At 69.9% G+C, this 13,675-nt stretch carries 10 protein-coding genes; all 10 read right to left on the bottom strand.

Annotation, left to right across the window (positions count from 1 at the left end):
- Window positions 1–25: 25 nt before the first annotated feature.
- Window positions 26–496 (bottom strand): 30S ribosomal protein S7, encoded by a 471-nt coding sequence (gene rpsG, locus ACFYPS_RS13450; RefSeq protein WP_007465317.1) that lies wholly within the window; start codon window positions 494–496, stop codon window positions 26–28.
- Window position 497: 1 nt separating this feature from the next.
- Complete coding sequence (gene rpsL / locus ACFYPS_RS13445; RefSeq protein WP_014440718.1) at window positions 498–872, bottom strand: 30S ribosomal protein S12; 375 nt, start codon at window positions 870–872, stop codon at window positions 498–500.
- A gap of 522 nt (window positions 873–1,394) precedes the next feature.
- Window positions 1,395–1,775: a hypothetical protein gene (locus ACFYPS_RS13440; RefSeq protein ID WP_387324650.1), complete on the bottom strand. Its 381-nt coding sequence runs from the start codon at window positions 1,773–1,775 to the stop codon at window positions 1,395–1,397.
- A 551-nt stretch (window positions 1,776–2,326) separates the two neighbouring features.
- Window positions 2,327–2,695: a hypothetical protein gene (locus tag ACFYPS_RS13435; protein WP_387324573.1), complete on the bottom strand. Its 369-nt coding sequence runs from the start codon at window positions 2,693–2,695 to the stop codon at window positions 2,327–2,329.
- 94 nt (window positions 2,696–2,789) lie between these two features.
- Window positions 2,790–6,680: a DNA-directed RNA polymerase subunit beta' gene (locus ACFYPS_RS13430; RefSeq protein ID WP_387324571.1), complete on the bottom strand. Its 3,891-nt coding sequence runs from the start codon at window positions 6,678–6,680 to the stop codon at window positions 2,790–2,792.
- Window positions 6,681–6,761: 81 nt separating this feature from the next.
- Window positions 6,762–10,193 carry a DNA-directed RNA polymerase subunit beta gene (locus ACFYPS_RS13425; RefSeq protein WP_387324568.1) on the bottom strand — a complete coding sequence of 1,144 codons (3,432 nt, stop codon included), beginning with the start codon at window positions 10,191–10,193 and terminating at the stop codon, window positions 6,762–6,764.
- 571 nt (window positions 10,194–10,764) lie between these two features.
- Window positions 10,765–11,148 carry a 50S ribosomal protein L7/L12 gene (gene rplL / locus ACFYPS_RS13420; RefSeq protein WP_354964801.1) on the bottom strand — a complete coding sequence of 128 codons (384 nt, stop codon included), beginning with the start codon at window positions 11,146–11,148 and terminating at the stop codon, window positions 10,765–10,767.
- Window positions 11,149–11,202: 54 nt separating this feature from the next.
- On the bottom strand, window positions 11,203–11,748 hold the full coding sequence (gene rplJ / locus ACFYPS_RS13415; protein ID WP_354964802.1) for a 50S ribosomal protein L10: 546 nt from the start codon (window positions 11,746–11,748) through the stop codon (window positions 11,203–11,205).
- 347 nt (window positions 11,749–12,095) lie between these two features.
- Complete coding sequence (locus ACFYPS_RS13410) at window positions 12,096–12,785, bottom strand: hypothetical protein (RefSeq protein ID WP_387324564.1); 690 nt, start codon at window positions 12,783–12,785, stop codon at window positions 12,096–12,098.
- Complete coding sequence (locus ACFYPS_RS13405) at window positions 12,782–13,627, bottom strand: ATP-binding cassette domain-containing protein (protein ID WP_387324561.1); 846 nt, start codon at window positions 13,625–13,627, stop codon at window positions 12,782–12,784. The genes ACFYPS_RS13410 and ACFYPS_RS13405 overlap by 4 nt, the downstream gene beginning before the upstream one ends.
- Between the last annotated feature and the right edge of the window lie 48 nt (window positions 13,628–13,675).

The following is a 13,675-nucleotide window of genomic DNA, read 5'->3' as shown; positions in this document are numbered from 1 at the left end:
GCCCGAGGGCGCCGGAACCAGGGTGTTACCAGCGGTAGTGCGCGAAGGCCTTGTTGGACTCGGCCATCTTGTGCGTGTCCTCGCGCCGCTTGACGGCGGCACCGAGGCCGTTGCTCGCGTCCAGCAGCTCGTTCATCAGCCGCTCGACCATGGTCTTCTCACGCCGAGCGCGGGAGTACGTGACCAGCCAGCGCAGGCCCAGCGTGGTCGCCCGCGTGGGGCGAACCTCGACCGGAACCTGGTAGGTGGCGCCACCGACACGACGGCTACGCACCTCGAGGGTCGGCTTGACGTTGTCCATCGCCCGCTTGAGGGTGACGACCGGGTCGGTGCCGGACTTCTCGCGGCAGCCCTCGAGGGCCGCGTACACGATGGATTCGGCGAGCTGGCGCTTGCCACGGAGCAGGATCTTGTTCACCAGCTGGGTGACCAGCGGCGAGTTGTACACCGGGTCAGCGACCAGCGGCCGCCGCGGAGCGGGTCCCTTACGCGGCATGTCAGCTCTTCTCCTTCTTCGCGCCGTAACGGCTGCGCGCCTGCTTGCGGTTGCGGACACCCTGGGTGTCCAGCGAGCCGCGGACGATCTTGTAACGCACGCCGGGGAGGTCCTTCACCCGGCCGCCGCGAACGAGCACGATCGAGTGCTCCTGCAGGTTGTGACCGACGCCCGGGATGTAGGCGGTCACCTCGATCTGGCTGCTGAGCTTCACACGAGCGACCTTGCGCAGCGCTGAGTTCGGCTTCTTCGGGGTGGTGGTGTACACGCGGGTGCACACGCCGCGCCGCTGAGGGGAACCCTTCAGCGCCGGGGTCTTGGTCTTGCTCGTCTTTGCCTGGCGGCCCTTTCGGACCAGCTGCTGGATCGTGGGCACCGGGTTTCTCCGCTCCCTTCGGCCGCAGTGTTGCGGCCGCGCCGTCTGCTCGTTAGCCGGCCTGATGACCGGCTCTCCTACATTCCGGCCAGGGCCACCTTGCGGAGGTCCCGGCACCCGCGGTCGGGCGTGTCGCCCAACTCACGGTCCCGGTGCGGACGCTGGCGCGGACGTACCGGGTTCTGTCACCGGCACGCGAGTCGCCCCGCCCCGGATCTTTGGCTTGTCGTGCCGCCGTCCGGACTCCGGATCCAGCGCACGCACGAGTTGCCCGGGCACGCCCGGGCACAAGGGGAAAGAGTACCTACCACAGCCGCCCAGGTCAAAACGGAATGGCCCGGCGAACGTCTCACACCCGCCGACCGGATCTCGTCCTGCCCCGTCGCCCGCGATGGGCACCTACAGGCACAAGTGTACCGGCTTCTCCGGAGGAACCACCCGTCGCCCCCGAGGCGGGCACCGACGACCCGACGCGCGACCCGCGTCAACCAGGCCGGGCGCCCGATCGGAGGGTGACCGGCCTCACGCCAGGGAGATCGCCAGCGCCAGGCCCAGACCCAGCAGGCTCAGCAGTGCCCCCGCCGCCCCGCAGCTGATCCCCGCGACGGCCAGGCCCCGGCCGGTGAAGCGGACCGCCGGCGGTTGGGCCGGCCGGCGGATCTGCCGCTGACCGAGCAGGCCGGCGCCGGTCGCCGCCACCCCGGCCAGCACGCCGAGCACGGTGAACGCCCCGGACGCCCAGACCCCGCCGGCGTTTGCGCCGAGCGCCCCGAAACAGATCACCAGCAGCGAGACCAGGATCGACGCGATCCCGGCCAGCAGCGCCCCGACGGCCAGCCCCGAGGTGACCGGGGGCACATCCAGGTAGACGACACCGAACGGGGTGCCCGACACCGACTCCACCCGCTTCGGCGGCCGGCGCTGGTCGTCGGTGGGCGGCGGTGGCACCGGCCGACCCGGCGTCGGGACCCAGCCGGGGCCGTGACCCGGCATCGCCTGCCCCCATCCCGCCGGCGCACCGTGCCCGCCCGCCGGGCCGGACGACGGCTGCCCCCAACCGGGCGGCACCGGGTACGGGTGACCGGAACCAGGCGGGGTCGCACCCCAACCGGGCGGCGGCGCCCCCCAACCGGGGGCCGACGCGGGATGGGCCGGCGCACCCCAACCGGGCACGGTCGGGGGTGGGTTGCCCCAGTCGGGCGGCGTACCCGGGCCGGGTGAGGCTGCGGGCGATCCCGGCTGCCCGCTCGGGTCGGGTCGCGCCCAGCCGCTCGGCTCGGACCCGCCCGGGCCGGGGGCCGACGCGCCAGGGTGCCCGGCCGGATCGTCCGCCGGGGGCCGCGCCGGTTCCGTCACGAGGTCCTCCTGTCACAGGGCCGCCACCGCCGCACGGCGGACACCCGTCAGGCTACCGCCGGGGCGCCGCCGCCCCGACGGGCGCGGCCGCGGGCGGCTCAGTCCATGTTCGCGGGGTAGTCGTGGCCGAACGGCGCGCCGGCCAACCGGACCACCCCGATCACCACCGCGGCCACCATGCTGACCGCGGCCAGCGCCAGACCGGCCCAGGCCAGCCGCTCCCCTCGCCGCAGCCAGACGCCACCGGTCAGAAAGCCCCCCGAGGCGTACGCCTCCCGGCGCGCCTGCCGCGCCAGGTGGAGTGCCACCGTCGCGGGCACCACCCCGCCGATGAACAGGCCGGTCAGCATGCCGAGCAGCCCCAGCGCGAAGACCGCCCGCGCCTTGGTGGAGCGGACCGGGTCGGGATCGAGCGGGTGGCGCAGGCCCTGCTGCGCGACGGACACCTGCTCGGGTGCGGTCGTCATGCCTCCATCATGCCGAACCCGGTCCTTGGGTGGGCAGCTCCGGACGCGACGAGGCCCCCGGCGGATGCCGGGGGCCTCGTCGTGCGGTTGGTGCTTAGCGGTACGACCCGAAGTCGAAGTCGTCCAGCGGCACAGCCTGCCCGCTGGCCGGCCCGAAGCCGTAGTCGGTCTCCGGGTACCCGGTCATCGAGTAGACCTTGGCCTTGGCCTCCTCGGTCGGCTCCACCCGGACGTTGCGGTACTTGCTGATGCCGGTACCCGCCGGGATGAGCTTGCCGATGATCACGTTCTCCTTGAGGCCGACCAGCGAGTCGCTGCGCGAGTTGATCGCAGCGTCGGTCAGCACCCGGGTGGTCTCCTGGAAGGAGGCCGCCGAGAGCCAGGAGTCGGTGGCCAGCGAGGCCTTGGTGATACCCATCAGCACCGGACGACCGGCGGCGGGCTCGCCACCCTCCGAGACGAGCCGGCGGTTCTCCGACTCGAACAGCGCCCGGTCGACCAGCACACCCGGCAGGAACTCGGTCGAGCCGGAGTCGATGACCGTCACCCGCTTGAGCATCTGACGGATGATGATCTCGATGTGCTTGTCGTGGATGAGCACGCCCTGCGAGCGGTAGACCTCCTGGACCTCACTGGTCAGGTGGACCTGGACCGCCCGCGGACCCATGATCCGCAGAAGCTCGTGCGGGTCGATGGTGCCCTCGGTGAGCTTCTCGCCGACCGCGACGTGACCGCCGTCGTGGGTCCGCAGCCGAACCCGCTTGGAGATCTTGTCGTAGACGATCTCCTCGCTGCCGTCGTCCGGCACCACGATGATCTTCCGCGAGCGCTCGCCGTCCTCGATCCGGATCCGGCCGGGGGTGTCGGCGATGGGCGCCTTACCCTTCGGGACCCGGGCCTCGAAGATTTCCTGGACACGCGGCAGACCCTGGGTGATGTCCTCACCCGCGACACCACCGGTGTGGAAGGTACGCATCGTCAGCTGCGTACCCGGCTCACCGATCGACTGGGCGGCGATGATGCCGACCGCCTCGCCGACGTCCACGGTCTTGCCGGTCGGCAGCGAGCGCCCGTAGCAGGCACCGCAGACACCCAGCTTCGACTCGCAGGTGAGCACGCTGCGCACCCGGACCGTCTCCACGCCGGCGGCGACGATCTTGTCGACCCCGATGGAGTTGATGTCCTGACCCCGCTCGGCGACGACGGTGCCGTCCGGCCCCTTGATGTCGTCGGCCAGCGTACGGGCGTGCACGCTGGTCTCGGCGTGCTCGTGCACGACCAGCCTGCCGTCCTCCAGGCGCTCGCCGATCTGCATCGGGATCGCCCGGTCGGTGCCGCAGTCCTCCTCGCGGATGATCACGTCCTGCGAGACGTCCACCAGACGACGGGTCAGGTAACCCGAGTCGGCGGTACGCAGCGCGGTGTCGGCGAGACCCTTACGCGCACCGTGCGTGGAGATGAAGTACTCCAGCACGGACAGACCCTCCCGGTAGCTGGCCTTGATCGGCCGCGGGATGATCTCGCCCTTCGGGTTGGCCACCAGACCACGGATCGCCGCGATCTGCCGGAGCTGGAGCAGGTTACCGCGGGCACCCGAGTTGATCATCTTCCACAGTGGGTTCTCCTGCGGAAGCGCGGTGTCCATCTCCTTGGCGACCTCGTTGGTCGCCTTGGTCCAGATCTCGATGAGCTCGCCGCGACGCTCCTCGGCGGTCATCAGACCACGCTGGTACTGCTTGTCGATCCGGTCGGCTTCCTTCTCGTACTTCGCCAGGATCTCCGCCTTGCGCGGCGGAGCGATGACGTCCTCCATGCCGATCGTCACGCCGGACCAGGTGGCCCAGTGGAAACCGGCCTCCTTGAGCCCGTCCAGGGTGGCGGCCAGCGCCACCTTGGGGAAGCGCTCGGCCAGATCGTTGACGATCGCGGAGAGCTGACCCTTGCGGATCTCGTAGTTCACGAAGCGGTAGCCCTGCGGCAGCGTCTCGTTGAACAGCACCCGACCGAGGGTGGTCTCCACGGTCAGCGGCTCACCCTCGACCCAGCCCTCCGGAGCGGTCCACGGCTCGGCGCCGGCGCCGTTGTCGACCCCGATCACGTCACGCAGCCGGATCCGCACCGGCGCCTGCAGGTGCAGCTCGCCGTTGTCGAACGCCATCCGCGCCTCGGCGTCCGAGCTGAACGCCCGGCCCTCGCCCTTCTCACCGAGGGTGAGGTGGGTGAGGTGGTAGAGACCGATGACCATGTCCTGGGTGGGCATGGTGACCGGCTTGCCGTCGGCCGGCTTGAGGATGTTGTTCGACGACAGCATCAGGATCCGTGCCTCGGCCTGGGCCTCGGCGGACAGCGGCACGTGCACCGCCATCTGGTCACCGTCGAAGTCGGCGTTGAACGCGGTGCAGACCAGCGGGTGGATCTGGATCGCCTTGCCCTCGACCAGCTGCGGCTCGAAGGCCTGGATGCCCAGGCGGTGCAGGGTCGGTGCCCGGTTGAGCAGCACCGGGTGCTCGCCGATGACCTCTTCCAGCACGTCCCAGACGACCGGGCGCTGCCGCTCGACCATCCGCTTGGCGGACTTGATGTTCTGCGCGTGGTTGAGGTCGACCAGCCGCTTCATCACGAACGGCTTGAACAGCTCCAGCGCCATCTGCTTGGGCAGGCCGCACTGGTGCAGCTTGAGCTTCGGGCCGACCACGATGACCGAACGGCCGGAGTAGTCGACGCGCTTGCCCAGCAGGTTCTGCCGGAACCGGCCCTGCTTGCCCTTGAGCATGTCGGACAGCGACTTGAGCGGGCGGTTACCCGGACCGGTGACCGGCCGGCCACGGCGGCCGTTGTCGAACAGCGCGTCGACGGCCTCCTGGAGCATCCGCTTCTCGTTGTTGACGATGATCTCGGGCGCGCCGAGGTCGATCAGCCGCTTGAGGCGGTTGTTCCGGTTGATCACGCGGCGGTACAGGTCGTTCAGGTCCGAGGTGGCGAAACGGCCACCGTCGAGCTGGACCATCGGGCGCAGGTCCGGCGGGATGACCGGGACGCAGTCCAGCACCATGCCGAGCGGCGAGTTGCGGGTGTTCAGGAACGCCGCCACGACCTTGAGCCGCTTGAGCGCCCGGATCTTCCGCTGGCCCTTGCCGGACCGGATGGTCTCCCGCAGGCTGTCGGCCTCGGCGTCGAGGTCCATGTTCTGGACCAGCGCCTTGATCGCCTCGGCGCCCATGGAACCGGTGAAGTACTCACCGAACCGGTCGCGCAGCTCGCGGTAGAGCAGCTCGTCGGTGACCAGCTGCTTCGGCTCCAGCTTGCGGAAGGTGTCCAGCACCTCGTCCAGGCGGTCGATCTCGCGCTGGGCCCGGTCGCGGATCTGGCGCATCTCGCGCTCTCCGCCCTCCTTGACCTTGCGCCGGACGTCCGCCTTGGCACCCTCGGCCTCCAGCTCGGCCAGGTCGGCCTCGAGCTTGGCGGCCCGCTTCTCGATCTCCGAGTCGCGGCTGTTCTCGGACTGCCGCTTCTCGGCCAGGATCTCGTTCTCGATCGTCGAGAGGTCACGGTGACGCGACTCCGCGTCCACGCTCGTCACGACGTACGAGGCGAAGTAGATGATCTTCTCGAGGTCCTTGGGGGCGAGGTCCAGCAGGTAGCCCAGCCGGCTCGGCACGCCCTTGAAGTACCAGATGTGGGTCACCGGAGCGGCGAGCTCGATGTGCCCCATCCGCTCACGACGGACCTTGGAACGGGTCACCTCGACGCCGCAGCGCTCACAGATGATGCCCTTGAACCGGACGCGCTTGTACTTACCGCAGTAGCACTCCCAGTCCCGCTGCGGACCGAAGATCTTCTCGCAGAAGAGCCCGTCCTTCTCCGGCTTCAGGGTGCGGTAGTTGATCGTCTCAGGCTTCTTGACCTCGCCGTGCGACCACTGACGGATGTCGTCGGCGGTGGCGAGACCAATGCGCAGCTCGTCGAAGAAGTTGACGTCGAGCACTATGTCCCCTATGTCGTCGTCTGTACTGCTAATACTCGGGCGAGGTCGGGGGCCGGCAAGCCGGCCCCCGGACCGCTCACCTCAGACCTCTTCGACCGAGCTCGGCTCGCGCCGGGACAGGTCGATCCCCAGCTCCTCGGCGGCCCGGAACACCTCGTCGTCGGTCTCGCGCATCTCCAGGGCCACGCCGTCGCTGGACAGCACCTCAACGTTGAGGCACAGCGACTGCAGCTCCTTGAGCAGCACCTTGAAGGACTCCGGGATGCCCGGCTCCGGGATGTTCTCGCCCTTGACGATGGCCTCGTAGACCTTCACCCGGCCGAGCACGTCGTCGGACTTGATCGTGAGCAGCTCCTGCAGGGCGTACGCGGCGCCGTACGCCTGCATCGCCCAGCACTCCATCTCACCGAAGCGCTGACCACCGAACTGCGCCTTACCACCCAGCGGCTGCTGCGTGATCATCGAGTACGGGCCGGTCGACCGTGCGTGGATCTTGTCGTCGACCAGGTGGTTGAGCTTCAGGATGTAGATGTAGCCGACCGCGATCGGGTCCGGCAGCGGCTCGCCGGAGCGGCCGTCGAACAGCTGCGCCTTGCCGCTGGCGCCGATCAGCTGGTTGCCGTCCCGGTTGGGCAGGGTCGACGAGAGCAGACCGGCGATCTCCTCCTCGCGGGCACCGTCGAAGACCGGGGTGGCCACGTTGGTGTCCCCCTCGGACTCGTCGGCGCCGATCGAGCGCAGCTGCTTCTTCCAGGACGCGTCGTCGCCCTCGACCTTCCAGCCGGTCTTGGCGACCCAGCCGAGGTGGGTTTCGAGCACCTGGCCGATGTTCATCCGGCTCGGCACACCCAGCGGGTTGAGCACGATGTCGACGGGGGTGCCATCCTCAAGGAACGGCATGTCCTCGATCGGCAGGATCTTGGAGATGACGCCCTTGTTACCGTGCCGGCCGGCGAGCTTGTCGCCGTCCTGGATCTTCCGCTTCTGGGCGACGTAGACCCGGACCAGCTCGTTGACACCCGGAGGCAGCTCGTCGCCGTCCTCGCGGGAGAAGGTACGCACACCGATGACCGTGCCGGTCTCGCCGTGCGGCACCTTCAGCGAGGTGTCCCGAACCTCGCGCGCCTTCTCACCGAAGATCGCGCGGAGCAGCCGCTCCTCCGGGGTCAGCTCGGTCTCGCCCTTCGGCGTGACCTTGCCGACCAGGATGTCGCCGGGGACGACCTCGGCACCGATCCGGATGATGCCGCGCTCGTCGAGGTCGGCGAGCATTTCCTCGCTGACGTTCGGGATGTCGCGGGTGATCTCCTCCGGGCCGAGCTTGGTGTCCCGGGCGTCGACCTCGTGCTCCTCGATGTGGATCGAGGTGAGCACGTCCTGCTGCACGAGGCGCTGCGACAGGATGATCGCGTCCTCGTAGTTGTGACCCTCCCAGCACATGAACGCCACGAGCAGGTTGCGCCCGAGCGCCATCTCGCCCTCGTCGGTGCAGGGACCGTCGGCGATGACCTGACCGGCCTCGACGCGGTCGCCCTCGAAGACGACCGGCTTCTGGTTGACGCAGGAGCCGGCGTTGGAGCGGCGGAACTTGTGCAGCAGGTACGTCCGGCGGTGACCGTCGTCCTGGTGGATGGTGACGTAGTCGGCGCAGAGATCCTCGATCACACCGCCGACCTCGGCGACCACCACGTCGCCAGCGTCGACCGCGGCCCGGTACTCCATGCCCGTACCCACCAGCGGCGCCTCGGCCTTGACCAGCGGCACCGCCTGGCGCTGCATGTTCGCGCCCATCAGTGCCCGGTTGGCGTCGTCGTGCTCGAGGAACGGGATCATGGCGGTCGCGACCGAGACCATCTGCCGCGGCGACACGTCCATGTAGTCGACGGCGGCGGGGACCACGTCCTCGGTCTCGCCACCCTTACGACGACACAGGACCCGGTCCTCGGCGAACGTGCCGTCAGCCTTCAGCGGCGCGTTGGCCTGGGCCTTGACGAACCGGTCCTCCTCGTCCGCGGTCAGGTAGTCGATCTGGTCGGTGACCCGACCCTCGACGACCTTCCGGTACGGCGTCTCGATGAAGCCGAACGGGTTGACCCGGGCGAAGGTGGACAGCGCGCCGATCAGGCCGATGTTCGGGCCTTCCGGCGTCTCGATCGGGCACATCCGGCCGTAGTGGGACGGGTGCACGTCGCGGACCTCGAAGCCGGCCCGCTCCCGGGACAGACCACCCGGGCCGAGCGCGCTCAGCCGGCGCCGGTGGGTCAGGCCCGCCAGCGGGTTGGTCTGGTCCATGAACTGGGACAGCTGCGACGTCCCGAAGAACTCCTTGATCGCCGCCACCACCGGGCGGATGTTGATCAGGGTCTGCGGGGTGATCGCCTCGACGTCCTGCGTGGTCATCCGCTCGCGGACGACCCGCTCCATCCGGGACAGGCCGACCCGAACCTGGTTCTGGATCAGCTCGCCCACGGTGCGCAGGCGGCGGTTGCCGAAGTGGTCGATGTCGTCGGCCTCGTAGCCCTCCTCACCGGCGTGCAGCCGGCAGAGGTATTCCACGGTGGCGACGATGTCGTCCTCGGTGAGCGTGCCGGTGGTGATCGGCACGTCGACTTCGAGCTTCTTGTTGAACTTGTAGCGCCCGACCTTGGCGACGTCGTACCTCTTCGGGTTGAAGAAGAGGTTGTCGAGCAGGGTCTGGGCGTTCTCGCGCGTCGGCGGCTCGCCAGGGCGCAGCTTGCGGTAGATGTCGAGCAGGGCCTCGTCCTGGCCGGCGATGTGGTCCTTCTCGAGCGTGGTCATCATCAGCTCGGACCAGCCGAACCGCTCACGGATCCGCTCGGCCGACCATCCGATGGCCTTGAGCAGGACCGTGACGGCCTGCCGACGCTTGCGGTCGATGCGTACGCCGACCGTGTCGCGCTTGTCGATGTCAAACTCCAGCCAGGCACCCCGACTCGGGATGACCTTGACGCTGGAGAGGTCGCGGTCGGAGGTCTTGTCCGGCTGCTTGTCGAAATACACGCCCGGGGACCGGACGAGCTGGCTGACCACGACGCGCTCGGTGCCGTTGATGACGAAGGTGCCCTTGGGCGTCATCATCGGGAAGTCACCCATGAACACCGTCTGGCTCTTGATCTCGCCAGTGGTGTTGTTGGTGAACTCCGCGGTCACGAAGAGCGGAGCGCAGTAGGTCAGGTCCTTCTCCTTGCACTCCTCGATCGAGGCCTTGACCTCGTCGAAGCGCGGCGCCGAGAAAGAGAGCGACATGGTGCCGGAGAAGTCCTCAATGGGACTGATCTCTTCGAGGATCTCCGCGAGACCCGAGCGTGCGTGCGGGTCGTCCGCCGACCGGCCCTGCCAACCCTCGTTGCCGACGAGCCAGTCGAAGGACTCGTTCTGGATGGCAAGGAGGTTGGGGACCTCGAGGTGTTCGGTGATCCTGCCGAATGAAACTCGACGGGGCGCGAATGCGCTCGACGTACGACTGGTCTTCGCAGGGCGGGAAGCTGCCAAGATGCGTCCTTCCGAGGACCGGTGCTGCAGAACGGCTGGTACGCGTGCACTCCAATGACCCCACCAGAAATATCCGTAAACGGACATTTCCGAGCAGGGGTCAAGTCGGAAGGCAGCGCAAACTAGCAGTGTAGCCGAGAGGCTAACCGCTGTCCAGCCCACCCCGCAGGTCGTTGCGGAACGTGCCTCGGCCCCCGTGAACCGGGGGTCTGCCGGGCCGCTCGGAACGCAACGTTCCCGCTGGGCCGCTCGGGTTGCCGCGGCCGATGGTGCCGCCGCTTTCATTACCCACGTCGTGGCCGTCGCAAGCGCGGTGTCTTGCTGGTGTCAGCGTGCCTGGCAGCCCGGGGCCGCGTCAAGGGCCGGAATCCGGGTCGCGCCGTCTTTCCCACCGAAGGGCGACCCGCCGCGCTCGTTCGGGTCCTCCCGAGAGGGCGTCGGCGCCCAGCTCAGGACGGCTGTCGCCGGGTTCACCAACACGGCGGGCGGCGATCCGTGTCGGATCGCCGCCCGTCGCGACGCGATCGTGTCCCCGCTCGCCGAGCCGGGCACGCGCAGGTGGAACGTCAGGTCACTTGAGGGTGACCTTGGCGCCCTCGCCCTCGAGCTTGGCCTTCGCCTTCTCGGCGGTCTCCTTGTTGACCTTCTCCAGGATGGCCTTCGGCGCGGACTCGACCGCGTCCTTGGCCTCCTTGAGGCCCAGGCCGGTCAGCTCACGCACGACCTTGATGACCTGGATCTTCTTGCCACCGTCAGCCTCGAGGACGACGTCGAACTCGTCCTTCTCCGGCTCGGCCTCGGCGGCGGCCGGAGCCCCACCCGCGGCGGCCACGGCGACCGGGGCCGCGGCGGTGACCTCGAAGGTCGTCTCGAACTGCTTCACGAACTCGGAGAGCTCGATCAGCGTCATCTCCTTGAACGCGTCGAGCAGCTCGTCGGTGCTGAGCTTCGCCATGTCTGGCGTCCTTTCCTGGATCTGTTAAGTAAGAACTGGTGCGCCGGGAGGCCGTCAGGCCGCCTCGGCGCCCTCCTTCTCGCGCTTGTCCTGCAGGGCAGCCGCCAGACGGGCGGTCTTCGACAGCGGGGCCTGGAACAGGGCCGCGGCCTTGCTCAGGTTGCCCTTCATCGCGCCGGCCAGCTTGGCCAGCAGCACCTCGCGGGACTCCAGGTCGGCGAGCTTCGTGACCTCGGCCGCGGTGATGGCCTTGCCCTCGAAGACACCGCCCTTGATGACGAGCTTCGGGTTGGCCTTCGCGAAGTCGCGAAGCCCCTTCGCCGCCTCGACGACGTCGCCCGAAACGAAAGTCAGCGCGGTAGGACCGGTGAACAGCTCGTCGAGGCCGTTGATGCCCGCGTCCGTCGCAGCACGCTTCGCCAGCGTGTTCTTCGCGACCGTGTAGCTGGTGTCGGCGCCGAGCGAGCGCCGCAGCTGGGTGAGCTGGGAGACCGTCAGACCGCGGTACTCGGTCAGCACGGTGGCGCCCGCGTTGCGGAAGTTCTCGGTCAGCTCTGCGACGGCCGTGGCCTTGTCGGCCCGGATCGGCTTGTCCGCCATGTCCCTCCTCTCTCGTTACTCGAGGCTGGTCCCCGTCACGGCCGAAGCCGGAGCGGGGGCGGAGGCAGCACGACAACGAAAAAGCCCCGGCGCAGGGCGCACGGGGCGAGGGCCGGCGGATCGTCACGGTCGGCGGACCATGCTCACTGCCGAGTTACGCTTGCCGCCCTACGCGGGTCGCCCGTTGTCGCGGGACCTTCGACCGTGCCGAAGCACGGTGACCAGCGGTCTCTGGGTGGTTCCTCATCCATGAGAACACGGATGACGTTTGAAGAGTACGCGACCCCGTGACCAGCACCAAATCGCCCGGTGTGAGCCAGGCCACCGCTGCCTCGACTCCGGGCGCCTCAACCCCGGGCTCGCCGCCGCCACAGGTAGCCGCCGACCGCCGCGGCGCTCCAGGCCAGCGCCCAGGCGGTGAGCCCGAGCAGGGTGAGGACGGCGGCGTCGCCCGCCGTGGTCCGGGCTATCGCCATGATCGGCGGCGCCAGCCAGGGGGCCACCGACCCGGTCAGGCCGAGCACGACCGCGCCGACGCCGCCGAGGGCCAGCACCGCGACGCCGTACCCGGCGCCGCCCACGGAGGGCCGGCTGGCCAGCGCGCCGAGGGCCACCGCGGCGGGTACGACCAACAGATGCGCCCACAGCCCCAGCGCGACACCGACCGGCACCGATCGGTCCGTCGGGTCGACCGGACCGTTGACCCCGCCCACCAACCACGGGAAGGCCAGCGCGACGGCCACCGCGACCAGCGCCGCCACGCCGGCGGCGAACAGCCCCGCCAGCCGCTCCCGGGCCACCCCCACCGTCACCTGGGCGAGCCGGCGCTGCACGTCCGGTTCGACGTCCAGCAGGATCTTGGTCTGCCAGGCGAGCAACGGGAACAGCACCACCGCGGAGACGCCGTACGCCTCCGCCGGCTGGGACCGGCCGCCGCCGTACAGGATGCCGAGCGCGACGAGGCCGGCGAGCAGCGGCGCGACCGCCCGCCCGGTCCGCAGGAAACCGGCCAGTCGCAGCCGGACCAGGGCGATCATCGGGCCTCCCCCGCGGCGTGATCGACGGCCACGCCGACGCCGTCCACCGTCACCGGCTCGTCCGGTGCCGGGTCGTCACCGCCTGGTCGGGCCGGCGGCGGGGCGGGCCGGGCGTCGGCGCGTACCCGCAGCACCTGGTGGCCCTCGGCGCGCAACCGGGCGACGGTGCCGGCGACCCGCGCGGTCGGCACCGCGACCTCGATCACCGCGACCGTCCCGTCCGGCGCCGGGGTCTCCTCGACCACCGTGCCGTCGGCCACCGCCCAGTGGCGCGCGCCCGGCAGCCGAACCGTCTCGCCACGGTGGTCGCTGACCAGGACCGCCCCGCCGACGGCCAGAACCTCGTCGATCAGCTCGGGAACCAGGGCCCGGGTGGTGGCGTCCAGCCCCTCCCACGGCTCGTCGAGCACCAGCAGGCCCGGCGGGCGCAGCATGGCCTGGGCGAGGCCGACCTTCTGCGCGGTGCCCTTCGACAGCTCCGGAAGCCGGACCGCGCGGAACGCGACCAGCCCCAGCCGGTCGGTCCAGGCCGTCACGGCCGCGTCGGCCGCGGCCCGGCCCAGCCCGGCCGCCCGGGCCATCCCGGTCAGGTAGCGCGCCACCGTGAAGGGCTGGTCGGCCGGGAAGCGCTCCGGCACCCAGCCCACCCGCCCGGGCCGGTCGGTGACCCGGCCCCGAGCCGGCCGGAGCACCCCGGCGGCCACCTGGAGCAGGGTGGACTTGCCCACCCCGTTACGGCCCAGCACGACCGCCACCTCACCCGGACCGATCCGCACATCCACGCTCCGCAGCACCCACGGACCACGCCGGTGGTACCGAAACCAGACGTTCTCCAGCCGCATGCGGTCGAGCCTGTCACACCTCAGACGCGCCGGGGCGCCGCCACGGTG

Origin of the sequence: Micromonospora sp. NPDC005087 (genome assembly GCF_042872965.1) — a bacterium.
GTDB lineage: Bacteria > Actinomycetota > Actinomycetes > Mycobacteriales > Micromonosporaceae > Micromonospora.
Note: the sequence above shows the minus strand (reverse complement) of the source record. Positions and strands in the feature narration are given on the sequence as shown.